A 24,183-nucleotide genomic window follows, 5' to 3' on the forward strand; every position below is an offset into this window, starting at 1 on the left:
AGGGACGCCGCCACCTCCTGCATCTTAGGATGCGAACCGCTTGTCTCTTTGATCTGCCTCAATCGCGGCCAGCTTGATTTTTCCCCGACGATCATCTGTGCGCTGGCGCGCTTTGCACCGCCTCGCGCGTCGGCAATTTGGCGCAAGGCTGTTATGCTAGCGCACGCCATGCTTGACCACCAGAAACCTTGCATTTCAATTAAAATTGACTTTTTCGCGACAGCCTTACACGGACATGATGAATACCAAGACCCCGATCGACTCCTTCAGCTTTCGCCGCATCCTCGCCCGCAACGTCACCTTGCCGCTGGTTATCGGGGTCGTCACGGCCCTCGTGTTTGTCGGCCTGATCGCCTACCTGCTCTCGGCCCTGCGCTCGGTCGAGCATTCCGAACGGGTGATCGGCAACGCGAATGAAGTCATGAAGCTGTCCGTCGACCTGGAAACAGGCATGCGCGGCTATCTGCTGACGGGCGATGAAACGTTTTTGGCGCCGTATAAATCGGGCAAGGCAAAGATCGCCGTGGAAATGAGCACCCTGCTCGAGCTCGTGTCCGACAGCCCCATCCAGGTGGACCGCTTGCGCCGCATCCGCGCGCTGCAAGGCCAGTGGATGGAGTACGCGGAAGCCGTGATCGCCCAGCGCCGCAACAATCAGGAATTCCTCGCGCGCGTGCGCCAGGGCGAAGGCAAGCTGGAGTTCGACGAAATCCGCCGCGAATTTCTCACCTTCCTGTCCATGGAGCAGCGTTTGCGCCAGGAACGGGGCGACTCGGCCGAGGGCCGCACCATGCTGGCCGTGGTGGTGTTCCTGATCCTCAGCCTGGGCATGTCCGGCTTGCTCGCCTACCTGGGACGTCGCGAACTGCTGCGCCTGTCCGATATCTATAACGATGCGCTGGAGCAGCGCGGCAAGGACAACGACGTGCTGCAGGAGCAAGCATGGCTGCGCACGGGACAGACGGAGCTGGCGGCCCACACAAGCGGCCAGCTGGGCTTGCCGCAGCTGGGACGGCACGTGCTCGATTTCCTCGCCCACCGGCTGGAAGTGGCCGTGGCCACCCTGTACGTCGTCGACGAGGATGGCAGCCTGCGCCGCACGGCCGTGTACGGCTTCAACGAACAGGGCGTGAAGGAAAAACAGGTGTTCAAGCTGGGCGAAGGCCTGGTAGGCGAGACGGCGCGCGAAAAGCGCCTCAAGCATGTGCAGCAAGTGCCCGAGAATTACCTGACCGTGACGTCGAGCCTGGGCAGCGGCGCGCCGCTGGAACTGGTTTTGGCGCCCGTCAACAATGAAGGCGTCGTCAACGGCGTCATCGAACTGGGCTTTACGCATCCCGTCAGCGCCCGCGCCAAGGAATGGCTGAACCTGATTGCCGCCAATATCGGCACTTCGCTGGAAGCGGCCCTGTACCGCCAGCGCCTGCAAAATGTGCTGGAAGAAACCCAGCAATTGAATGAAGAACTGGAAGTGCAGCAGGAAGAGCTGCGCACGGCCAATGAAGAGCTGGGCGAGCAGTCGCGCGTGCTGGAACAGTCGCAAGCCCACCTGGAAGAGCAAAAGGCGGCGCTGGAGCAGTCGAACGAGCAACTGGCCGTGCAGGCGCTGTCGCTGGACCAGAAGAACATGGCCATCGGCCAGGCGCACGCCCAGCTGGAAGCGCGCGCGGAAGAGCTGCAGCGGGCCAGCCGCTATAAATCCGAATTCCTGGCGAACATGTCGCATGAGCTGCGCACGCCGCTGAACAGCTCGCTCATCCTGTCGAAGCTGCTGTCGGACAACAGCAGCGGCAACCTGACGCCCGAGCAAGTGACGTTTGCACAAACCATCTATTCGGCCGGCAACGACCTGTTGACCCTCATCAACGATATCCTCGACATTTCCAAGGTCGAGGCGGGCAAGCTGGAATTGACGCCGGAAGCCGTGCCTTTCGACGAACTGCTCAGCAGCATGAGGATGCTGTTCGGCGCCCAGGCGCAGCAAAAGAAACTGGTATTTGACGTCAAGGTGGCGCCGGACACGCCGCCGTCCTTCGTCAGCGACCGCCAGCGCCTGGAGCAGATCCTGAAAAACCTGCTGTCGAACGCCATCAAGTTTACCGATGCGGGCACGGTGTCCCTGCACGTGAGCGCCGATGCAGCCGGCCAGGTGCGCTTCCAGGTGCAGGATTCGGGCATCGGCATCGCCGACGACCAGCAGCACAAGATTTTCGACGCCTTCCACCAGGCCGACGGCACCACCAGCCGCCGCTACGGCGGCACGGGCCTGGGCCTGTCGATCTCGCGCGACCTGGCCGCCTTGCTGGGCGGCAGCATCGAGCTGGCCAGCACGCCGGGCCAGGGCAGCACGTTTACCCTGGTGCTGCCGGCCGTCATGCCGGAACGCGCGGTGGAAGCGGCGGCAGTGCCCGCCGCCGCGCCGCAAGCGCCCGCCAAAACCGCGGCCGCCGCGCCGAAGGCGGCGCCTGCCGCCAAGCCCGTGCCGCTGCCCACCTTCCAGGATGACCGCGATAGCGTGCCCCCGGCCAAGACGGGCCAGCGTTCCGTGCTGGTGATCGAGGATGAGCCGTCGTTTGCCGGCATCCTGTTCGACCTCGCGCATGAAATGCAATACCGCTGCCTGGTGGCGCACGGCGCCGACGAAGGCTTGCGCCTGGCCGAAGAATTCCTGCCCGACGCCATCCTGCTCGACATGGGCTTGCCGGACCGCCCGGGCTTGCTGGTCTTGCAGCAATTGAAGGAAAACCCGCTGACGCGCCACATCCCCGTGCACATCGTCTCCGGCAACGACCAGATCCAGGAAGCCATGCAGCTGGGCGCCATCGGCTACGCCACCAAGCCGCGCACGCGCGAACAGCTGAAGGAAGTGTTCCGCAAGCTCGAATCGAAGTTCACGCAACAGATGAAGCGCATCCTGCTGGTCGAGGATGACGAACGCCAGCGCGAAAGCGTGGTCCACCTGATCAGCGACGACGACGTGGAAATCACGGCCGTGGCGCTGGGCGAACAGGCGCTGGAATTGCTGAAGACACAGATTTTCGACTGCATGATCATCGACTTGAAGCTGCCCGACATCCAGGGCAACGAATTGCTCGAACGCATGGAACATGAAGAGCTGTGCTCGTTCCCGCCCGTCATCGTCTACACGGGCCGCAACCTGAGCCGCGAGGAAGAAGCGGATTTAATGAAATATTCGCGCTCGATCATCATCAAGGGCGCCCGTTCGCCCGAGCGCCTGCTCGACGAAGTGACCTTGTTCCTGCACAAGGTGGAATCCGAACTGTCGAGCGAGCGCCAGGGCATGCTGCAGCAGGTGCGCAGCCGCGAGCGCGTGTTTGAAGGACGCAAGATCTTGCTGGTGGATGACGACGTGCGCAACATCTTTGCCTTGACGAATGCGCTGGAACAGAAAGGCGTGGTGGTGGAAATCGGCCGCAACGGCTTCGAAGCCATCAGCAAGCTCAACAGCGTGGACGATATCGACCTGGTGTTGATGGATGTCATGATGCCCGGCATGGATGGGCTGGAAGCGACGCGCTTGATCCGCGCCGATGGCCGCTACAACAAGCTGCCCATCATCGCCATTACGGCCAAGGCCATGAAAAATGACCAGGAAGAATGCCTGCAGGCGGGCGCATCCGACTACCTGGCCAAGCCGATCGACCTGGACCGCCTGTATTCGCTGCTGCGCGTGTGGATGCCGAAGATGGAACGCATCTGATGCCACGCCACTCAATGGACAGTCGCTGATGTCCCCGCGCTACACGGACGCGCAGCTGCACGCGCTGATGGAAGCGATCTATCAGCGCTACAGCTACGACTTTCGCGACTATTCCCTGCCCTCGCAGCGCCGGCGCCTGAACCAGGCGCTGGAGCGCTTCCATTGCGCCGACTTGCCTGCCTTGCAGCAACTGGTGCTCGATGACGCGGCCAGCTTTGGCCGGCTGCTGCAGATTTTGACCGTGCCCGTCACGCAGATGTTCCGCGACCCGGCCTTTTTCCGCACCTTGCGCGAGCACGTCGTGCCCGTGCTGAAGACCTACCCGTCGCCGACCATCTGGGTGGCCGGCTGCTGCACGGGCGAAGAGGCACTGTCGCTGGCCATCGTGCTGCACGAGGAAGGCTTGCTCGAACGCAGCACGATCTACGCCACGGACATCAATCCGCAAGCGCTGGCCACGGCCGCGCGCGGCGTGTATCCGCTGCACCGGCTCGAGGAGTATGGCGCCAACTACCTGGCCGCTGGCGGCCTGGGCCGGCTGGACGAGTACTACACGGTCGAGCATGCCACGGCGCGTTTCCAGCAGCACTTGCTCGACAGGATCAATTTTGCCGACCACAGCCTGTCCACGGACAGCGTTTTTATCGAAACGCAATTGATTTGCTGCCGTAACGTGTTGATTTATTTCAACAAAACCTTGCAGGAGCGGGCCCTGGGCCTGTTCCACGAGTCGCTGTGCCACCGGGGCTTCCTGGGCCTGGGCAGCAAGGAAAGCACGCATTTCACGCGCTTTGCCGCCGACTTCGAGCCATTGCCGGGTCCCGAAAAGCTCTACCGCAAGCGTGCGCCGTCGCACGCCGCTTCCCATTACGCTGGACGGCACATGCCAGGAATGAAACATGATGAATGAAACAAGCACCAAACTGCTGATCGTCGACGACTTGCCGGAGAACTTGCGCGCGCTCAATGCGCTGATCCGCGAGAGCGACCGCAGCGTCTACCAGGCCTCGTCGGGCGAAGAAGCGCTGGCCCTGCTGCTGGAACACGATTTCGCGCTGGCCATCCTCGACGTGCAAATGCCGGAAATGGATGGCTTTGAGCTTGCGCAATTGATGCGCGGCACGGAAAAGACGCGTCACATTCCCATCGTCTTCGTCACGGCGGCCGGCAAGGAAATGAATTTCGCCTTCCAGGGCTATGAAAGCGGCGCCGTCGATTTCCTGCACAAGCCGCTCGACATCAATGCCGTGCAAAGCAAGGTCAACGTCTTCGTCGCCCTGCACCAGCAGCGCAGCGAGACGCGGCGCCAGGTGCAGGCGCTCGAGCACAGCCGCCAGCAGCAGGAAGCGTTACTGAAAGAACTGCGCGCCACCCAGGCGGAACTGCAGCGCTCGCTGCGCCTGCGCGATGAATTCATGTCCATGGTGGCGCACGAGCTGCGCACGCCGTTAAACACGCTGTTCCTCGAGACGCAGATGCGCACCGTCAACCTCGAACGGGGCAACCTGGCCGCCTTCGAGCCGGATAAGCTGAACAAGATGGTGGCGCGCGACGGGCGGCAAATCCGCAGCATGGTGCGCCTGATCGACGACATGCTCGACGTCTCGCGCATTACCAGCGGCAAGCTGTCGATCCGCCGCGAAGCGGTCGACCTGACCAGCCTGGTGCGCCGCGTGGCCGACGACCTCGGCCCATATGCGGCCGCCACGGGCAGCGTGCTGGAAGTGCTGGCCTTCGAACCCATCCAGGGGTACTGGGATGCCTTCCGCGTCGAGCAGATCGTCGTCAACCTGATCAGCAATGCCGTGCGCTACGGCCAGGGCCAGCCCGTGGAAATCAGCCTGGCGCACACGCAGAACAGCGCCGTCATCGAAGTGCGCGACCATGGCATCGGCATCAATGCGCGCGACCAGGAACGCATCTTCGACGCGTTCGAGCGCGTCATGCACCAGGACCGCACGGGCGGCCTGGGCCTGGGCCTGTTCATCACCAAGCAGCTGGTCGATGCGCATGGCGGCGCCATCACCCTGCAAAGCCAGCCCGGCAATGGCGCCCTGTTCAGCGTCACCCTGCCGCTGGCCGGCAGCTGAGGCCCGCATGAGCAGCACACCCGCCCCCCGCAGCCAGGCCGGCGCCAGCGGCGTCGCCTTCTTGCTGCAGCTGGAACGCCGGCTGCGCCTGCTGCAGGACACGGGCGAGATCCTGTCCCTGTCGGCGCAGCTGCTGGGACAACGCCTGGGCGCCCAGCAAGTGGCCTGTTTCGATATCGACCAGACCCTGCAATGCCCCACCCTACAGCATGCATGGAGCGACGGCCTGGCGCCGGGCGCCACGGGCGAGTATTTCCTCGGCGATTATGCCGCCCGCCTGGCCGATGCACTGGCCGCCGGCCAGGCGCTGGCCGTCAGCGATGTGGCGAGCGACCCGCGCACGGCCATGCCGGCCGCGCTGGCCACGTTTGCGCGCCTGGGCATCCGTGCCTTCCTGAACATTCCCATTGCCAAGGAAGGCCGGCTGGCGGCCCTGTTCGTCGTGCACAGCAGCGCGGCGCGCCTGTGGCATGCGGACGAGATCGAACTGGCCGTGCAAGTGTCGGAACGGGTCTGGTCGACCATCTTGCGGGCGCAGGCGGAATCGCGCCTGCGCGCCCTCAGTGCCAGCATGGAAACGCAGGTGGCCGAGCGCACGCGCGAGTTCGGCCGCACCTGGAACGTCAGCCCCGACTTGCTGGGCGTGCTCAACCTCGACGGCTATTTCGAGCACTCGAACCCCGCCTGGCAAGCCACCCTGGGCTGGTCGGCGGAGGAAATCCGCACGACGAAATTTTTTGAACTGATCCACCCGGACGACTTGCCGCGCACCTATGCGGCCTGGGAAGCGGCCAACCAGGGCCAGCCGGCGCTGCGCTTCGAAAACCGCTACCGCCACAAGCTGGGCGGCTGGCACTGGCTGTCGTGGGTGGCCGTGCCCGAGGGCGAGAAGGTGTATTGCAGCGCGCGCGACATCACCGTGGAAAAGAAGCTGGAAGCGGACCTGGCCGCGCGCAACAGCGAGCGCGAGCGGCTGTGGCGCAGCGCGCAAGACCTGATGGTGGCCATCGATGCCGAAGGCTGCTTTGCCGCCGTCAACCCGGCCGCCGGCGCCATCCTGGGCTGGCTGCCCGAGGAAATGCTGGGCCGCAGCCTGTTCGACTTCGTGCTGCCCGAGGATGCGGCCGCCACGCGCCAGGCGCTGGCGCAAGTGTCGCAGGAAGCCATGCCCAGCTTTGAAAACCGCTACCGGCACCGCGATGGCGGCCACCGCTGGCTGTCGTGGGTGGCGGCCACCGAAGGCGACCTGGTGTTTGCCACGGGGCGCCACGTCACCCTGGAAAAGGAAGCGGAAAGCACCTTGCGCCGCATGCAGGAATCCCTGCGCCACAGCGAGATGGCCCTGCTGCAATCGCAAAAGCTCGAAGCACTGGGCAAGCTGACGGGCGGCGTGGCCCACGATTTCAATAACGTGCTGCAAATTATCTCGGGCAACCTGCAACTGCTGCAGATGACCCTGGACGGCGACCCGCTGGCCGCCAAGCGCATCGCCAGCGCCTCGTCCGCCGTGGAACGGGGCGCCAAGCTGTCTGCCCAGCTGCTGGCCTTTGCGCGGCGTCAACCATTGAAACCGCTGGTGACGGACCTGGCGCAACTGCTGCGTTCGACGGAAGAGCTGCTGCGGCGCGCCACGGGCGAAACCATCGAGACGCGCCTGCTGCTGGCCGACGACTGCTGGCGCGCCCTGGTCGACCCGCACCAGCTGGAAAACGTCATCCTCAACCTGGCCATCAACGCGCGCGACGCCATGGCCGGCCAGGGCCAGCTGACCATCGAACTGAGCAACAGCGTGCTGGGCAGCGACTATGCGGCCCGCCACGCGGACGTCACGCCTGGTGACTACGTGCAGCTGGCCGTCTCGGATACGGGCACGGGCATTCCAGCCGAGCTGCTGGACAAGATTTTCGAACCGTTCTTCACGACCAAAAGCGAGGGCGAAGGCACGGGACTGGGTTTGAGCATGGCGTACGGCTTCCTGCGCCAGAGCGGCGGCCACCTGACGGTGGACAGCCTGCCGGGCCACGGCAGCACCTTCCGCATCTACCTGCCGCGCTCGCTGGAAGCGGAAACGGAACTGCCGCTGCAGCTGGGCGGTCCCGTGCTGGGCGGCAAGGAAACCATCCTCGTCGTGGAAGACGACGTGCAGGTGCAGACGACGGTGGTGGACATGCTGCGCGGCCTCGGCTACGTCGTGCTGCGCGCCAGCGATGGCGAAAGCGCGCTGGCCATCGTCGGCAGCGGCGTGCCCATCGACCTGCTGTTTACGGACGTGGTGATGCCGGGCAAGGTGGCCAGCACGGAACTGGCGCGCCAGGCCCGCTTGCTGCTGCCGCAGTTGGCCGTCTTGTTTACCTCGGGCTACACGCAGGACGCCATCATGCAGGGCGGCCGATTGGAACCGGGCGTGGAACTGTTGAGCAAGCCTTACCGGCGCGAGGACCTGGCGCGGCGCATCCGCCACCTGCTGGCCAATGGCCGCCACGTGACGGCCCTGCACCAGTACCGCGCGCAGCTGGCGCCGCAGTCCGCGCCGGCACGGCCGGAGGGGAGGCACATCCTGCTGGTGGAAGACAATGCCGATGCGCGCGCCATGACGAGCGAACTGCTGGCCATGCTCGGCCACACGGTGCTGGCCGTGGGCACGGCCGAGGAAGCCTTGCCCCTGCTGGCCACGCCGGGACTGGAACTGCTGCTGACCGATATCAGCCTGCCGCAGATGTCGGGCGCCGAGCTGGCCGAACTGGCCGCCCGCGAGCAGCCGCAACTGGAAGTGGTGTTTTCCACCGGTCATGCGCCCGCCAATTCCGGCGTACTGGATCCGCAGGCGCGTTTTCTGGTGAAACCATTTACCCTGGAGCAATTGCAGCGGGCCTTGCTGCCGCCAGGTCAGTAGACGTCGAGCTGGCGCGCCTTCAGGGCGCCGGCCAGCTCTTCCAGGCCAAACGGCTTGCGCAGGAAGCGCGCGCTGGCGTCCTGCATCAGGCTGGCGCCCCAGTCGTGCCCGGAAGCAAACACCACGTCCAGCTGCGGCCAGTGCGCGCGCGCATGGCGCGCCAGTTCCAGGCCCGACATGGTGGGCAGGCTGATATCCGTCACCAGCACGTCCAGGCCCGGCATGGCCAGGAGCGGCATGGCCGCTTCCGCGCTGGCCACGCCGTGCACGGTGTGCCCCAGCATATTGAGCATTTCCGTGGTCATTTCGCGCGCATCGTCATTGTCTTCCACCAGCAGGATGCGCCGCCCGGACGGGTCGGGCGCGCCCACCAGGCGGCGGTCGGCCAGCAGATGGCGGATGCGCCGCGCCAGGTCTTCGCGCTGGTAGGGTTTACTCAACAGTTCCACGCCCGGGTCCAGGCGCCCGCCCTGCATGATGGCGTTATGCGTATAGCCCGAGGTAAACAGCACGGCCAGCTCGGGCAGCAGCAGCCTGGCTTGCTGCGCCAGCTCCTTGCTGCTGACGGGACCGGGCATGACCACGTCCGTAAACAGCAGGTCGATGGCCACGCCCGTGCCCAGCAGGGCCAGCGCCGAGGCGCCGTCGTCCGCATGCAGCACGTCGTAGCCGAGGCCGCGCAGCATGTCGACCACCGTATGTTGCACGGGGGCATCGTCTTCCACCACGAGAATGGTCTCGCCGCCGCCCAGCACGGGGCCCGTCAGGCCAGGCGGCGGCTCGGCCAGCTTTTCCAGCGAACGGGGCAGATAAATCTTGAACGTCGTGCCCGCACCGGGCGCGCTGTGCACCTTGATGTGGCCCGCGCTCTGGCGGATGAAGCCGTACGCCATGGACAGGCCCAGGCCCGTGCCCTCGCCTTCCTTTTTCGTCGTGAAGAACGGTTCGAATATCTGGTCGATCACGTCGCGCTCCATGCCGTGGCCCGTGTCCGTGATGGTCAGCAGCACATATTGCCCCTCCAGCACATCGGCATGCAGGCTGGCATAGGCGGCGTCGAGCGTGACATTGCTCAAGGTGAAAGTGAGGCGGCCGCCCTTGTCCATCGCGTCGCGCGCGTTGATGGCCATGTTCAGCAGCACGTTTTCCATCTGGTTCGGATCGACCAGGGTATGCCACAAACCTTCGCTGATGAAGGTTTCCTCGGCAATCGCCTCGCCCAGGGCGCGGCGGATCAGCTCGTGCATGCGGCGCAGCAAGCGTCCCAGGTCCGTCACCAGCGGCTTCAACGGTTGACGCCGCGCAAAGGCCAGCAGTTGCGACGACAGCTTGGCGCCCCGCTCGACGGCCGAGGCGGCCGAATCGAGGCGCCTGGCCGCCTGCGGATTGTCGGCCACCGTCAGCTTCAGCAACTGCAGATTGCCAGAGATAATTTGCAGCACGTTGTTGAAATCGTGCGCCACGCCGCCCGTCAGCTTGCCGATCGATTCCAGCTTTTGCGCCTGCAACAAGGCTTGCTCGCTGCGCACGAGCGCCAGACGCGCCTCTTTTTCATCGGTGACGTCGCGGCCGATGGCGTGGATCAGCTTTTGCGCCGGCACGGCCGTCCAGGAAATCCAGCGGTAGCCGCCATCGCGCCGGCGGTAGCGGTTTTCCATGCGCAAGGTGGGTGCGCCGTGGGCCAGGCGCGACAAGTCCTGCAGGGCCGCCATGCGGTCGTCGGGATGCACGAGACTGATGAAATCCATGCCCAGCGACTCGATTTCCGGGCGCTCGAGGATCTTGCTCCAGGCGGGATTGACGGCGATGATCATGCCGGCCAGGTCGGCCACCAGCATGATGTCGGTCGACAGCCGCCACATGCGGTCGCGGTCGGCCGTGCGGTTGGCCATTTCCAGTTCCAGCGAGGAATTCAGGTAGGCCATCTTTTCCAGCACGTTCTTCTGTTCCTGCACGTCCGTGTTCGTGCCCACCCAGCGCAACACCGTGCCCGCCTCGTCGAACAGGGGCAAGGCGCGCGCCAGGAACCAGCGGTAAGCGCCGTCGCTGGCGCGGCGCATGCGGAATTCGTGTTCGTAGGCGCTGGCGGTGGCGACGGCCCGCTCCCAGCTGACCTGCGTGGCCTGCACGTCGTCCGGATGCACGCAATGGCGAAAGCCGCTCGATACGAGCGACTTCATCGATTGCCCCGTGTATTCGCACACCTGTTCGTTGACCCAGTAGGTGGCGCCGCTGCCATGCGCCAGCCAGGCCTGGTTGGGCATGGTCGAGGCGAGCGAACGGAACTGCGCTTCGCTGTCGAGCAAGGCATTGCGCGCCTGCCAGTGCTCGTCGATATCCTCGCACGAGCCATACCATTTCACGGGCTTGCCCCGCTCGTCGAGCCGGCAGTACGCGCGCGAATGCACCCAGCGGTACAGGCCGTCCTGCCGGCGCACGCGCATTTCCGCGTCAAAAGGCTGGCAACTGCCCACCGATTCGCTCCAGGCCGCCAGGGAATGGCGCACGTCCTCGGGGTGGACGGCATCGAGCCAGCTGGTACCGAGGCCGCTGCAGCCCGTCCATTCGCGCCAGCGCTGCGCCACATAGTCGAGCTTGCCGTCGATGTCGGCCGTCCACAGCACTTGCGTGTTCAGTTCTATGGCGTAATGAAAGTGTTCGCGGCTGTCATGCAGCGCCTGTTCCAGCTGGCCCCGCTCGATGACATGCGCGGCCACGCGCGCGGCCAGCGCCAGCAGTTCGATTTCGGGTTGCGTGGGATGGCACGTCGCCTGGAAAAACAGGCCCAGCACGCCCAGGATATGCCCCTTGGCGCCGAAGACGGGGGCGACCCAGCAGGCGCGGTAGCCGTGCAGCATGGCTTCCTTGCGTCCCGCGCTCCAGTGCACGTCGCGCGAGATGTCGCCGCAATACACGGGCGCGCCGGAAAAGGCCGCCGTGCCGAACGGGGACGGCTGTTCGCCGCCGTGGCGCAGGGCCAGGCACAGGTCTTGCGGCAGGCTGGGCGCGGACAAGCCGCAAAAGCGGTCGGCCTCGTCGATGAGCACCAGGCAGGCATGCGCACCGCCCTCGGCCAGGTCTTGCAGCGCCAGCAACAAGTGTTCCAGAGCATGGGCCAGGTCGGCGCCTGCCGCGATGCTGCCCAGCGCACTATGTTCGGCGTCCAGCAAGGAAAGAATGTTGTTTGCGTGCACCGTGTCGATATGGGGAAAACTGATGCCCGAAATATACCATGGGGCAACGCTCTTGCAGGAGGAAAACAGCGCGTTGCTTGATCTCCGCGGCCACGCAGCCCTATGCTAAAGTGTTGCTCTCTTCTCAAGCGAATCCCAGCATGCCTACTTCATTGCCGTCCACCCTGCTCGCCTCCGCCCTGCTTGCCTCCGTCCACGGCGCCGTCGCCGCCCCCATGAGCCTGGACGACTACCTGGCCCTGAACGGCCCCGCGCCCACGGCGCAGATCGCCTATGGTTCCGCGCCGTCGCAATACGCGCAGCTGTTCCGGCCCGAAGGCAGCGGGCCGTTCCCCGTCGTCGTGCTCGTCCATGGGGGCTGCTGGACGGTGGCCTTCGGCGGCATCAAACAGATGCGCAACGTGGCCGGCGCCCTCGTCGCGCAAGGCATCGCCGTGTGGAACGTAGAATATCGCCGGGTCGACGAGCCGGGCGGCGGCTACCCAGGCACGTATGAAGACATGCACGCGGCGCTCGACAGCCTGCAGCAGCACGCGCCCCAGTACCAGCTGGACGTGAACCGCATCCTCGCCATGGGCCACTCGGCCGGCGGCCAGCTGGTGCAATGGATCGCCGGCCGGGAAAAGCTGCCCAAGACCAGCCCCCTGTACCGCGACACCTACCTGCCGGTAAAAAACATCGTCAGCCTGGGCGGCCTGGCCGACCTGCGCCATGAGAAGGAGTTGATCAAGAGCAGCTGCGAACGCGACATCGCGCAACTGGCAGGCAGCGCCAGCACTGAGCGCCCGGACATCTACAGCGACACCAACGCCGCCGACCTGATCCCCAACGGCAGCCGCACCGTCCTGGCGACCGGAGAACTCGACACCATCTCCCCTCCCCGCGTCGCGCACGACTATGCGGCCAAGGCCAAGCTGGCCGGCGACCATGCGGAGGTGCTGATCTTGCCGGGGGCCAGCCATTACGACGAGATTGCGGCGACGTCGAATGCTTGGAAGATGATTTTGCCGGTGGTGAGGGAGATGCTGGGGATCGGCGCGCAATGATGACAGTGTTGCCTGAAGCAGGCGACATAACAAAGGTAGTGCCTCTTGCTAAGCCGTTCTGTTTTCAGCGTCGAGAAGAATCTTCCAATCGCGGCGTTGTCCCAGAAGGTTCCGCGCCTGGTGATGACTTGGCGATCGTCTATCGAAGCAGTACTGGAGAATGCATTGATTGGCACATACGAAATAACAGACTTGCACTCGATAGGCATACCTGGAGTTGAAGTTGCAGGGAGAGAGTTTCACCTGCGCGACCTGCACGAGATGATTGGTATTGAAAGGAACATGACCTGTTTTATGTTTCGGCACAACAGCAAAGCTGAAACTGACTACGGACACATGGTTACCGGGGTTCTGTTCAACAAAGTTTACATGAACGAGCAAACAAACGAGCTTGCGAATAGTAACTCAGCTTATAACGATCTAGCGGTTCTACGGATAGACTGCCGAGATCCTGCGCTAACTGTTCAACAAAGAAAGACTTTAAAGTACAAGGGCGTCGCTATCAAAGACCTCTTTAAGATATCTTACGCAACCTTTAACCGCCAGCCGCTCCGTCACCCAACAGGCAAGAAGATTGTGCCGAACATTGTTTTAGTTGAAGCTGACTTTTCAAAGCTAGACGCACAGAAGCTACTAGTAAATTATCTGGTCATGAAACATAACGGCGGAACTGCATTGATCGATTATGAAAAAGAAGACCAAGTCGGAACAATGCTGGGGATGCGAAACAATACGATCGATAGCCGCATCCTTGAAACTTTTGGCTTTACTGTGAAGTCTGCAAGCGAGAACGTCAACATTCAACTTGCATCGTTAAACGCGAAAGCTGCACGAAATGCACTGACCAAGGAAGAGCTAGAAGCCAAAGCCAGCTACGAATTCGTTAAGCGAGTAGCGGCACTTGGCGCTGTATGCGCTGAGTTTGAGAGAGCGAGATTAGGAGACCGGTCATTGACGTTAGACAGTGATGTTGCGAAAAGGATACTTGCTAACGCCATCGGGTTTAACCCGTCCGTTATACTGCACGGGAAAAAGCAAGTCTTTTGGGATTTGCAATCCTACCTGCACATCGTAATGCGACACATAGATGCCTATCAGGTTGGTAATTTTAAGGGAAAGACTGTCCTTCCTTATGAGCTGACGGACCTTAAGGACCTAATCGAGAAAGTCTTAGATAGTATTCGCGAAGAGCTTGCTCTTCACTTCGCGACGAACTCGGGAGAGTTTGTCAGATCAGGGCGCATGGCAGTACTCTTCAACGGCGATTACTTCATCTTAAGGATCGATCCTAATGGACGCCTTAGCCAGTTCTACAGTCCTTAGTACTTATTACTTTCCATACGCGACCAAGAGTAGATTAGTCAGACTTGCACAGGTAACCCGAACCTAGGCGAGTTGGACCAATTCAATTTCCGGTTTGGGGCGCAAGCAGACGTTCCTCAACCGCGAACCGGCAACGAGAGCATGAACCCGCCCGCGCCTCAACAAAGGCTCCCCGGGCCCAGCGGGCCTGAAAAATGGCCAGGGCAAGGCGCGCGGGCGAAGACAGTACGCATGTACGGCGAGCCCAAGCAACGCAGCCATGGGCATTTTCTCAGGCCCGCGGCTCTGGCCCGCTGTTCAAAACAATACCCTCACTGAACACGCGCAAGGTACTGTGCCAATTGGGCAAAAGTAGCCTTGAACCCCTGCGTCATCGACTCATGCCCTTCCAGGAAAGTCTCATGCTGCTCATCGGTGGCCTTGTGCGGTGTGGAACGCAAGGTCATCGTCGTCTTGCCGTTTTCTTCCGTGAGGGTCATGACATTGAACGATTCCAATGGCCAGGTCGCGCTGACGGGGTGCTGCACGGCAGTGCCCTGCTTGTCGGCGAATGACAAAATCGAGACGATCTTTTCCGGCGCTTCGATGGCCTGGTAGGTGAACTTGCCCCACATCTCGTAGCCATTGTCGGCGCGCATGCCGTAGTGGAAGACACCGCCCGGGCGCAAGTCCAGCGCCAGCACGCTCAATTCGAAGCCGACGGGGCCCCACCATTGGGCCAGGCGCTCGGGCTCCACCCACGACTGGAACACCAGTTCGCGCGGCGCGTCGAAGGTTTGCGTGATGACAAAGTCGCTGCTGTCGCGGTGCTGTCCATCCTGCTTCTGTTTTTCCGTCGTCATGCTGTCTCCTGATGGTGGTGGGCTGACTGTTAATGTACCAGCGGCGCCGACAAACGGAAAGGCCTGTACGCCTGTCAAACCAGCATGCTAGAATATTAGTTAGACACCTAACTATTAGACGACTCACCTTATGATTTCTATCGAAGAGCGTTTTTCCGCCGCGCTCCACAAGACGGCGCGCGGCTGGCGCCATGCGATCGACCGGCGCCTGAAGGACCTGGACCTGGGGCAAGCGAGCTGGATGGCCATTGCCATGATCGCCAAATCGCCGCAGCCGCCCTCGCAAAGCGAATTGGCCCATCAGCTGGGCGTGGAAAACCCCACCATGGTGTCGATGCTGGACCGGCTCGTGAAATCGGGCTTCGTGCAGCGCCAGCCGTCGGAAACGGACCGCCGCGTGAAACTCGTCGTGCTGACGGAAGCTGGCCTGCAGGTGTATGACACCGTGCGCAAGGAAGCGGACGGTTTCCGCAAGGAACTGCTGCAGGGCATTGATCCCGATCAACTGCGGGCCGCCACCGAACTGCTCGAAGCGCTACAGGCGGCCACGGAGAAATCCGCATGAGTTCGGCCACAGCCAGCGCCACGCCGGCGCTGCCCGCTTCACAGGACCCCACCCTGAACCGGCGCATGATCACGATTTCGATCATGCTCGCCACCATCATCCAGGCGCTCGACGGCACCATCGCCAACGTCGCCCTGCCCCACATGCAGGGCAGCCTGTCCGCCTCGCAAGACCAGATCACCTGGGTGCTGACCTCGTTCATCGTCGCCGCCGCCATCGCCACGCCCCTGACGGGCTGGCTGTGCGATCGTTTCGGCCAGAAAAACACCTTTCTCGTCTCCGTGGCCGGCTTTACGCTCGCCTCCGTGCTGTGCGGCCTGTCCGGTACCCTGTCCGAGATCGTTGCCGCCCGTTTGCTGCAAGGCGTGTTCGGCGCGGCGCTGGTGCCCCTGTCGCAGGCGGTCTTGCTCGACATCAATCCGCGCGAAAAGCACGGCTCGGCCATGGCCATCTGGGGCATGGGCGTGATGATCGGCCCCATCCTGGGACCGACCTTGGGCGGCTGGCTGACGGACAGCTACAGCTGGCGCTGGGTCTTCTTCATCAACATCCCCATCGGCGCCATGGCCTTCTATGGCATCTGGCGCTACATCCGCAAGGACCCGCCCAACCGCCGCATGAACTTTGACATGTTCGGCTTTGCCACCCTGAGCCTGTCCATCGGCGCGCTGCAGATGCTGCTGGACCGGGGCGAGCAGAATGACTGGTTTTCCTCCACCGAAACGTGGATCGAAGCCATCGTGCTGGCCATGAGCCTGTGTTATTTCGTCGCCCACACGGCGCTGCGCCCGGCCGGCAAGTCCTTCCTCGACTACCGCCTGCTGAAGAATTCGAACTATGTGAGCGGCTTGCTGTTCATCTTCATCGTCGGCATGGTGCTGTTCGCCACCCGCGCGCTGACGCCGTCCATGCTGCAAGGCCTGATGAATTACCCGGCGGCCATCGCCGGCCTGGTGACGGCGCCCAGCGGCCTGGGTACGATGCTGGCCATGCTGATCGTCGGCAGGCTGACGGGCAAGATCGATACGCGCATCCTGCTGGGCGTAGGCTTTTCGATTACCGCGTTTTCGCTGTGGCAAATGGCCAATTTCACCCTGGACCTCGTACCGAAGACGGTCGTATGGAATGGCATTATCCAGGGCATCGGCCTGGGCCTCGTCTTCGTGCCCCTGAGCGCGGCCACGTTCGCCACCCTGTCGCCGCAGATGCGGGCGGAAGGCACGGCGATCTACAGCCTGGTGCGCAATATCGGCAGCAGCATCGGCATCGCCCTCGTGCAAACCTTGTTGGTGCGCAATACGCAGATCGCCCATGCCTCCCTGACGGAACACATCACGATCGCCAATCCGGCCCTGCATGACCCCGGCATCGCCCAGGTGTTCGACCTGGGCACGAGCACGGGCATGGCGGCGCTGAATGGCGAAATCACGCGGCAGGCGTCGATGATCGCCTACCTCGACGACTTCTGGCTGATGATGTGGCTGACCATCCTCGTGCTGCCGCTCTTGCTCCTGATCAAACCACCGAAGAAAAATGCGCCTGTCGTGGTCGACCACGCGGCCATGGAATAACCCACATGCACACACCGATGAAACTCTCCCTGAGCGTCCTGGCGCTAAGTTTATCCCTGGCCGGCTGCGCCAGCATCCCGCCCGACACGCAACAGCTGCCGCAGCAAGACCTGGCCACCGTGCAATTGGCGGCCGACATCCACCTGGCCAGCGAAGGCTGGCCCGCCGCCCAGTGGTGGCGCCAGTTCCAGGACGATCAGCTGGACCAGCTAATCGACCAGGCGCTGGCCGCCAGCCCGAACCTGGCGGTGGCGAATGCCCGCATCGGCTCGGCCCTTGCCGCGTTTGACGCGCAACACGCGCAGCGCGGCCCCAGGGTCGACCTGGACGCCAACGCCAGCCGCCAGCGCTATTCGGGCAACGGCTTGATGCCCGCCCCCATCGGCGGCAATTACTACAACGAGGTCACGGTGGGCGTGCAAGCCCATTACGACCTGGACTGGTGGGGCAAGCACAAGGCGCAGATCGCCGCCAGCCTGGGCGAAGTCAACGCGCGCCGTGCCGAGTATGCGATGGCGGAACAGATGCTGGCGGCCGAGATCGCACGCCACTACTTCAGCATGCAAAACGGCTGGGCCCGCATGGACAATCTGCATGCGCTGGTGGCCCTGCAGCAGCAACTGGTGCTGGACAAGGAAAAGCGCATCGCCAACGGCCTCGGCGTCAGCGACGACCATCTGTCCGCGCAAACGCGTTTGAGCTTGCTGCAGCAGCAGATCGCCCTGCTGGAAACGCAGGTCGTCACGGAACGGGAAGCCTTGCGCGCCCTGCTCGGCGGCGACAGCTCGGCGCTGGCCAGCCTGCAGCCGAGACAGGCCCAGGCGCTGCCGCATGCCCTGCCCGGCAAGCTGGGCATGGAATTGCTGGCGCGCCGGCCCGACTTGCAGGCGTCCCGCTGGCGGGTACAGGCATCGATGAGCAAGATCGAGGCGGCGCAGGCATCGTTCTACCCCGATATCGACCTGGGAGCCTCGTTCGGCCTCGATGCGATCAAGCTGGGCAAGCTGCTCGAGTCCGGCAGCCGCACCCTGTTCATCGGCCCGGCCCTGTCCTTGCCCCTGTTCGACAGCGGCCGCCTGCAGGCGCAGCTTGCCGGCGCGCGCAGCGAACGCAACGAACTGATCGCCGACTACAACCAGAACGTCTTCAATGTCGTGCGCGACGTGGCGCAGGCGGGCGCCAGGGTGCAAGGCGTGGAAAACCAGCTGCGCCTGCAGCAGGAAAACCTGCGCGCCAGCGAAGCGCAGCTGCGCAACGCCAACGCCCGGCTGAAACAGGGATTGGCCGACCGCGCCACCCAGCTGAATGCGGAAATGACCGTGCGCGGCCAGGTGGACCTGGGCATGCAGCTGCAAAACCAGCGCCAGAACGCGGAAATCAGCCTGAGCGTGGCCCTGGGCGGCGGCTACCGGGGCAGCAGCGACTTTGCCGGCACGGCCAGCACCAACACCACCAAACAATAACAATCGATTACGGAACACATCATGAGCAGCGAAACCACAGCCACCACCACTTCCACCGAACAGCCGGGCAAGCGCAAGGCCGTCCTGATCGCCATCACGGCCGCCTTTCTCGTGGCGGGCGCCGCCTGGGCAGCCTATTATCAATTAGTGCTGGCCAAGGAAGAAGTCACGGACAACGCCTACGTGGCCGGCAACCTGGTCACCCTGTCCGCGCAAGTGACGGGCAATGTCGATGAAATCCGCGCCGACGAGACGCAGATGGTGAAAGCGGGCGCGCCGCTGATCACCCTGAACGCCATCGATGCGGACCTGGCCCTGAGCCAGGCGCAGGCGCGCCTGGGCAACGTCGTGCGCCAGGAGCGCGAACGCTATGCCAGCGTGGCGCAGTACGACGCCGTCATCGAGCAGCGCCGCCTGGCGCTGGCCACGGCGCAAGGCAACCTGGCGCGCCGCGCACCGCTGGCCGCGGACCACACGATCTCGGGCGAAGACCTTGTTCATGCGAAACAGGCCGTTGACGACGCGAAAGCAGCCTTGACGGTGGCGCAGCGCCAGGCCGAGTCGGCCAAATCGGGCGTGGCAGGCGTGAACCTGGCCAGCCATCCGGCCGTGCTGTCGGCCAAGGGCGACGTGCTGCAAGCGTGGCTGGCCGTGCGCCGCAACGCCGTGGTCGCGCCCGTCTCGGGCTATGTCGCCAAGCGCAACGTCCAGCTGGGGTCGCACGTGACGCCGGGCACGCCCCTGATGTCCATCGTGCCGCTCGACCAATTATGGATCGATGCGAACTTCAAGGAGTCCGAATTGCGCAATATCCGTGTCGGCCAGGCGGCCACGATTGAAACGGATTTGTATGGCAGCAAGGTGGTCTACCACGGCAAGGTGCTGGGCATGTCGGCCGGCACGGGCAGCGCGTTCTCCCTGCTGCCGGCGCAAAACGCCACGGGCAACTGGATCAAGGTGGTACAGCGCGTGCCCGTGCGCATCACGCTGGACCCGAAGGAACTGGCCGCCCACCCGCTGCGCATCGGCCTGTCGACCACGGTGACGGTCGATACCAGCCACGGCGAAGGGGCAACCCTGGACCAGCCGATGGCGGCGTCCACCGTCTACACGACCCAGGCGCTGAGCCAGCCCGTGGACGAGGCGGAGAAGATGGCCGATGCGATCATTGCGCAAAACCTCGCACACTAAACCCAACTGCGACGACTGGGGTCATACCCTGCAGGGTACGACCCCGGCATTTGCCATTCGGGTTTGATTACATTTACTTCGCCTTCCCCGCCGCCGCCACCTGGTCCAATATATGCTTGGGCACGGCCGCATAGTGCTTGAATTCCATCGTGTACGTGGCGCGGCCCTGGGTCAGCGAGCGCAGGGTGGTGGAATAGCCGAACATTTCCGCCAGCGGCACCAGGGCCTTGACGATGCGCCCCGCGCCGCCGGGGATGTCGTCGACGCCCTGTACCATGCCGCGCCGGGCCGTCAAATCGCCCATGACGTTGCCCATGAATTCTTCCGGCGTTTCCGCCTCCACCTGCATCATCGGTTCCAACAGCACGGGCGACGCTTTGCGCATGCCATCCTTGAAGGCGATGGAGCCGGCCATGCGAAACGCGTTTTCATTCGAATCGACGTCGTGGTAGGAGCCGAACGTCAACGTGGCCTTGACGTCCACCACGGGATAGCCGGCCAGCACGCCCGATTTGAGGGTTTCGATGATGCCCTTGTCGACGGCGGGAATGAATTCGCGCGGCACGACGCCGCCCTTGATGGCGTCGACGAACTGGTAGCCCGTGCCTGGCTCCAGCGGTTCGAGTTTCAGCACCACGTGGCCGTACTGGCCCCGTCCGCCCGATTGCTTGACGAACTTGCCCTCGATATCTTCCACCGTGCGCGTGATGGTTTCGCGGTAGGCCACCTGCGGCTTGCCCACGTTCGCTTCCACGCCGAATTCGCGCCGCATGCGGTCGACCAGAATTTCCAGGTGCAATTCTCCCATGCCCGACATGATGGTCTGGCCCGATTCCTCGTCCGTATGCACCCTGAACGACGGGTCTTCCTGCGCCAGGCGGTTCAGGGCGATGCCCATCTTTTCCTGGTCCGGCTTGGTCTTCGGTTCGACCGCCTGGGAAATCACGGGTTCCGGGAAGATCATCTTTTCCAGCACGATGATGTGGTCGATGGCGCACAGGGTGTCGCCCGTGGTCACGGCTTTCAGGCCCACGGCGGCGGCGATGTCGCCCGCATACACTTCCTTGATCTCCTTGCGCTCGTTCGCATGCATCTGCAAAATGCGCCCCAGCCGCTCGCGCGCGCTCTTGGTGGGGTTGTAGACCATGTCGCCCGAATTCACCACGCCCGAATACACGCGGAAGAAGGTCAGCTGCCCCACGAACGGGTCCGTCATGATCTTGAAGGCCAAGGCCGAGAAATGCTCGTCGTCGGCCGGATGGCGCTCCACCTCGTTGTCGTGCTCGTCATGCCCCATGATGGGCGGCACTTCCAGCGGCGACGGCAGGTATTCGATGACGGCGTCGAGCATCGCCTGCACGCCCTTGTTCTTGAAGGCGCTGCCGCACAGCATGGGCACGATCTCGTTGCGGATGGTGCGCGCGCGCAAGGCCTGCTTGAGTTCCGCTTCCGTGAACGTGTCGCCGTTCAGGTAGCGCTCCGTCATCTCGGTGGTGGCCTCGGCCGCGTGTTCGACCAGGTGCTCGTGCCACTCCTGCGCCTGCGCCAGCAGCTCGGCGGGAATCTCGCCATAGCTGAACTGCACGCCCTGGCTGGCGTCGTCCCAGGTGATGGCGCGCATTTTCAGCAGGTCGATCACGCCCGTGAAATGCTCTTCGGCGCCGATGGGCAGCTGGATGGGCACGGCCACGCCCTTCAGGCGCTCGGCGATCTGCTTGCGCACGCGCAAGAAATCCGCCCCCACCCGGTCCATCTTGTTGATGAAGGCGATGCGCGGCACATGGTATTTATTGGCTTGCCGCCAGACGGTTTCCGATTGCGGCTGCACGCCGCCGACGGCGTCGTAGACCATCACGGCGCCGTCGAGCACGCGCATCGAGCGTTCGACCTCGATCGTGAAATCCACGTGGCCGGGCGTGTCGATGATGTTGATCCGGTGTTCGGGGAAGTTGCCGGCCATGCCTTTCCAGAACGCCGTGGTGGCGGCCGAGGTGATGGTGATGCCCCGTTCCTGCTCCTGCTCCATCCAGTCCATCGTGGCGGCGCCATTGTGCACTTCGCCGATCTTGTGATTGACCCCCGTATAAAACAGGATGCGCTCGGTGGTGGTGGTCTTGCCGGCGTCGATATGGGCGCTGATGCCGATGTTGCGGTAGCGCTCGATAGGTGTTTTGCGGGTCATCACAATCTCCATGGCTAGCCCGGCGCGCCAGTGTTTGCACCGGTTTTCCAGTGTAGCAGACATCGATTTGAGCGGCACGGCAGCGGGCCGTTTACCACGCGTACAACACTTGCCGTCGCGCGCACGTCAGGCGCACGGAGGCTAATTGCGGATTCGGCTATACTTCCCGGACTTTAATTTTTGAACTTTAATTCAACAAAGATTAATAAAAATCAATACGCACCGTAAATTATCGTGCAAGGCGACGCCGCCGGCATGCCAGCCCAGGTGCGCACCGAATGACATGCCCCACTCAGCCTATGACTATCCGACTAAGAAAAATAATCCTCTCCTCCCTGCTGGCGTCGCCGGCGCTGGCTATGGCCGGCGAACTGGAACAGCAAATGCAGCGTTGCGCCGTGCTTGGTGACGCCAGCGCCCGCCTGGGCTGCTTCGACACCCTGGCCAAGGCGGCGGAAAAAGCCACCATCGCCGCCGGCGGCGACCCTGCCACGGCTGCCGTGACCCTGGCGGCAGCCGCCGAGGTCGCCCCCATCACGCCCGTCAGCCCGCCGGGCGTGGCCACGCCGGATGCCGTCAACGCCGCCATTCCCGCCATCGCGCAGGCTGGCGCGGCGCCGCCGGAAGCGCCGATTTCGCGCACGCAGCAATCGTGGGAACTCAACGACGCCTCGAAGCGGGGGCTGTTCAACTTCCGCCCGCACCGCGACACCTATCTGCTGCTGGCCAACTACAGCGACGCCTCGAACGACGAACCGTTCCAGGACTTCACGCCGGCCGGCATCAAGAGCCAGCACGTGGAATTGACGTTCCAGCTGAGTTTCAAGATGAAGCTGCTGGAAGACATCGCCGGCACGCCCATCGACATGTGGTTCGGCTACACGCAGCAAAGTTTCTGGCAAGCGTATAACCGCAAGGCATCGAGCCCGTTCCGCGAGACCAATTACCAGCCGGAGCTGATGCTGATCTTGCCGATCAACAAGAATTTCGCGGGCCTGGAATTCAATTACCTGAACTTCGGCCTGGTGCACCAGTCGAATGGCCAGACGTCGACCCTGTCGCGCAGCTGGAACCGCGTGTATGCGGAACTGGGCGTGGAAAAGGACAACCTGGCGATCACGGGCCGCGTCTGGCACCGCCTCGACAATAGCGCGACCGACAACGACAATATCGACATCACCGATTACATGGGGCATGGCGATTTGCGCGTGAGCTACCGCAACAAGGGCCATGAATACGCCGTGACGGCACGCCGCAATTTCAGCAAGAGGCATGGCTCCATGCAGGCCAGCTGGGCTTTCCCGCTGAAAGCCAACCTGAAAGGCTATCTGCAGCTGTTCTCCGGCTATGGCCAGAGCTTGATCGACTACAACTATTCGCAGAAATCGATCGGCGCCGGTTTCATGGTCGACCTGTAAGCGGTGTAAACGGTACATGCATAAAAAAATGGCGCCGACGGCGCCATTTTTTATGGGAAATCCAGTTCAGTGCCGCCCGCCACCAAGCACGCGGGCCGGCAGCATGACGATGGCGCGCAGCAACTCGAACACGCCTTCCACGCCGATGCCGATCAGGCGGAATGGCAGCAACAGCAGCCAGGCCAGCGGATACAGCACGAGGGCCAGCAAGGCCAGGGGCCAGCACACCAGCAAGAGCAGCAGCCACAGCACAAATCCCAGCATCGCGTTCCCCTTGAATGAAATGTGCGGAGCAAGCCGTGCTTGCCCCGCTACCGTGACGGCACTATAGTCAAGCGCCGCCGCGGCGGCAACGGCCATGCGATGAACGGCACAATGGGAGGATGGACGGAGTAAACGCGGGGATGAACGGGGACTTACTGGCCGACGCAAATCACTTTCGTGATGTACTCGTGCGCGTTCGGCTTCTTGCTGGCGGCCCATTTGATGGCCTGGTTGGCCTCTTCGATGGTCAGGATGGAGGCCTTGTCCTTCGACTTGATGAAGGACACGCCTTCAAACACGCCTTCCTTGCTGCGCATTACCTTGGCAAACACGGGTGGCCTGGTCTCGCCATCGCTGATTTTGTTCTGTTGCACGAGGTAACGCTGATCGATCTGTTCCATGATAATAAAGCTGTCCAGT

The 24,183-nt window shown here is 63.2% G+C and carries 16 protein-coding genes; 11 read left to right on the top strand and 5 right to left on the bottom strand.

The features are described 5' to 3' along the window. Positions 1–238 precede the first annotated feature (238 nt). Genes AC1RJW_RS18115 through AC1RJW_RS18130 form a run of 4 tightly spaced genes read left to right on the top strand, consistent with a single transcriptional unit; the run spans position 239 to position 8,704 of the window. Entirely contained in the window at positions 239–3,721 is a 3,483-nt protein-coding gene (locus AC1RJW_RS18115) for a response regulator (RefSeq protein WP_493046213.1), read from the top strand. 28 nt (positions 3,722–3,749) lie between these two features. After that, positions 3,750–4,631, top strand: coding sequence for a CheR family methyltransferase (locus tag AC1RJW_RS18120; RefSeq protein ID WP_493046214.1), 882 nt, complete (start codon positions 3,750–3,752; stop codon positions 4,629–4,631). Then, entirely contained in the window at positions 4,621–5,811 is a 1,191-nt protein-coding gene (locus tag AC1RJW_RS18125; RefSeq protein WP_493046215.1) for a hybrid sensor histidine kinase/response regulator, read from the top strand. Before AC1RJW_RS18120 ends, AC1RJW_RS18125 begins: the two co-directional genes overlap by 11 nt. A gap of 7 nt (positions 5,812–5,818) precedes the next feature. Further along, positions 5,819–8,704, top strand: coding sequence for a hybrid sensor histidine kinase/response regulator (locus AC1RJW_RS18130; protein WP_493046216.1), 2,886 nt, complete (start codon positions 5,819–5,821; stop codon positions 8,702–8,704). On the opposite strand, the gene AC1RJW_RS18135 is transcribed toward AC1RJW_RS18130, so the two are convergent. After that, positions 8,698–11,898 carry a PAS domain-containing protein gene (locus AC1RJW_RS18135; protein WP_493046217.1) on the bottom strand — a complete coding sequence of 1,067 codons (3,201 nt, stop codon included), beginning with the start codon at positions 11,896–11,898 and terminating at the stop codon, positions 8,698–8,700. The two genes, AC1RJW_RS18130 and AC1RJW_RS18135, sit on opposite strands and share 7 nt — an antisense overlap. A 140-nt stretch (positions 11,899–12,038) precedes the next feature. On the opposite strand from AC1RJW_RS18135, the gene AC1RJW_RS18140 reads away from it, so the two are divergent. Together AC1RJW_RS18140 and AC1RJW_RS18145 are read left to right on the top strand one after the other, a co-directional pair. Beyond that, on the top strand, positions 12,039–12,944 hold the full coding sequence (locus tag AC1RJW_RS18140) for an alpha/beta hydrolase (RefSeq protein ID WP_493046218.1): 906 nt from the start codon (positions 12,039–12,041) through the stop codon (positions 12,942–12,944). A gap of 45 nt (positions 12,945–12,989) precedes the next feature. Next, positions 12,990–14,267, top strand: a complete 1,278-nt coding sequence (locus AC1RJW_RS18145; RefSeq protein ID WP_493046219.1) for a hypothetical protein — start codon at positions 12,990–12,992, stop codon at positions 14,265–14,267. A gap of 311 nt (positions 14,268–14,578) precedes the next feature. Here the strand turns inward: AC1RJW_RS18145 and AC1RJW_RS18150 are convergent, their stop codons facing one another. Next, positions 14,579–15,109, bottom strand: a complete 531-nt coding sequence (locus AC1RJW_RS18150; RefSeq protein ID WP_493046220.1) for an SRPBCC family protein — start codon at positions 15,107–15,109, stop codon at positions 14,579–14,581. A gap of 130 nt (positions 15,110–15,239) precedes the next feature. Between AC1RJW_RS18150 and AC1RJW_RS18155 the strand changes: the two genes are divergently transcribed. From AC1RJW_RS18155 to AC1RJW_RS18170, 4 genes are read left to right on the top strand one after another with little or no spacing between them, the layout of a single operon-like run. Continuing rightward, entirely contained in the window at positions 15,240–15,674 is a 435-nt protein-coding gene (locus AC1RJW_RS18155) for a MarR family winged helix-turn-helix transcriptional regulator (protein ID WP_493046221.1), read from the top strand. Further along, positions 15,671–17,245, top strand: coding sequence for a DHA2 family efflux MFS transporter permease subunit (locus AC1RJW_RS18160; protein ID WP_493046222.1), 1,575 nt, complete (start codon positions 15,671–15,673; stop codon positions 17,243–17,245). Before AC1RJW_RS18155 ends, AC1RJW_RS18160 begins: the two co-directional genes overlap by 4 nt. Positions 17,246–17,250: 5 nt before the next feature. Beyond that, entirely contained in the window at positions 17,251–18,708 is a 1,458-nt protein-coding gene (locus AC1RJW_RS18165) for an efflux transporter outer membrane subunit (protein WP_493046223.1), read from the top strand. Between the two features lie 21 nt (positions 18,709–18,729). After that, positions 18,730–19,899: an HlyD family secretion protein gene (locus AC1RJW_RS18170; protein ID WP_493046224.1), complete on the top strand. Its 1,170-nt coding sequence runs from the start codon at positions 18,730–18,732 to the stop codon at positions 19,897–19,899. 73 nt (positions 19,900–19,972) lie between these two features. Here the strand turns inward: AC1RJW_RS18170 and fusA are convergent, their stop codons facing one another. Beyond that, entirely contained in the window at positions 19,973–22,081 is a 2,109-nt protein-coding gene (gene fusA, locus AC1RJW_RS18175) for an elongation factor G (protein WP_493046225.1), read from the bottom strand. 359 nt (positions 22,082–22,440) lie between these two features. Here fusA and AC1RJW_RS18180 point away from each other — a divergent pair, with 359 nt between their 5' ends. Further along, complete coding sequence (locus AC1RJW_RS18180; RefSeq protein ID WP_493046226.1) at positions 22,441–23,499, top strand: phospholipase A; 1,059 nt, start codon at positions 22,441–22,443, stop codon at positions 23,497–23,499. Positions 23,500–23,565: 66 nt separating this feature from the next. Here AC1RJW_RS18180 and AC1RJW_RS18185 read toward each other — a convergent pair whose 3' ends face one another. Next, positions 23,566–23,763 carry a hypothetical protein gene (locus AC1RJW_RS18185; protein ID WP_070218341.1) on the bottom strand — a complete coding sequence of 66 codons (198 nt, stop codon included), beginning with the start codon at positions 23,761–23,763 and terminating at the stop codon, positions 23,566–23,568. Between the two features lie 152 nt (positions 23,764–23,915). Then, on the bottom strand, positions 23,916–24,164 hold the full coding sequence (locus AC1RJW_RS18190; protein WP_086144550.1) for a hypothetical protein: 249 nt from the start codon (positions 24,162–24,164) through the stop codon (positions 23,916–23,918). Between the last annotated feature and the right edge of the window lie 19 nt (positions 24,165–24,183).

The organism is Janthinobacterium sp. GW822-FHT07A03, from assembly GCF_058798815.1.

Excerpts from the sequence above, each read along its gene's own strand:
- AC1RJW_RS18165 (WP_493046223.1), top strand. The coding sequence starts at position 17,251 with ATGCACACACCGATGAAACTCTCCCTGAGCGTCCTGGCGCTAAGTTTA.
- AC1RJW_RS18150 (WP_493046220.1), bottom strand. The coding sequence starts at position 15,109 with ATGACGACGGAAAAACAGAAGCAGGATGGACAGCACCGCGACAGCAGC.
- AC1RJW_RS18180 (WP_493046226.1), top strand. The coding sequence starts at position 22,441 with ATGGCCGGCGAACTGGAACAGCAAATGCAGCGTTGCGCCGTGCTTGGT.
- AC1RJW_RS18115 (WP_493046213.1), top strand. The coding sequence starts at position 239 with ATGAATACCAAGACCCCGATCGACTCCTTCAGCTTTCGCCGCATCCTC.
- AC1RJW_RS18140 (WP_493046218.1), top strand. The coding sequence starts at position 12,039 with ATGCCTACTTCATTGCCGTCCACCCTGCTCGCCTCCGCCCTGCTTGCC.
- AC1RJW_RS18170 (WP_493046224.1), top strand. The coding sequence starts at position 18,730 with ATGAGCAGCGAAACCACAGCCACCACCACTTCCACCGAACAGCCGGGC.
- AC1RJW_RS18125 (WP_493046215.1), top strand. The coding sequence starts at position 4,621 with ATGATGAATGAAACAAGCACCAAACTGCTGATCGTCGACGACTTGCCG.
- AC1RJW_RS18130 (WP_493046216.1), top strand. The coding sequence starts at position 5,819 with ATGAGCAGCACACCCGCCCCCCGCAGCCAGGCCGGCGCCAGCGGCGTC.
- AC1RJW_RS18190 (WP_086144550.1), bottom strand. The coding sequence starts at position 24,164 with ATGGAACAGATCGATCAGCGTTACCTCGTGCAACAGAACAAAATCAGC.
- AC1RJW_RS18120 (WP_493046214.1), top strand. The coding sequence starts at position 3,750 with ATGTCCCCGCGCTACACGGACGCGCAGCTGCACGCGCTGATGGAAGCG.
- fusA (WP_493046225.1), bottom strand. The coding sequence starts at position 22,081 with ATGACCCGCAAAACACCTATCGAGCGCTACCGCAACATCGGCATCAGC.
- AC1RJW_RS18155 (WP_493046221.1), top strand. The coding sequence starts at position 15,240 with ATGATTTCTATCGAAGAGCGTTTTTCCGCCGCGCTCCACAAGACGGCG.
- AC1RJW_RS18185 (WP_070218341.1), bottom strand. The coding sequence starts at position 23,763 with ATGCTGGGATTTGTGCTGTGGCTGCTGCTCTTGCTGGTGTGCTGGCCC.
- AC1RJW_RS18160 (WP_493046222.1), top strand. The coding sequence starts at position 15,671 with ATGAGTTCGGCCACAGCCAGCGCCACGCCGGCGCTGCCCGCTTCACAG.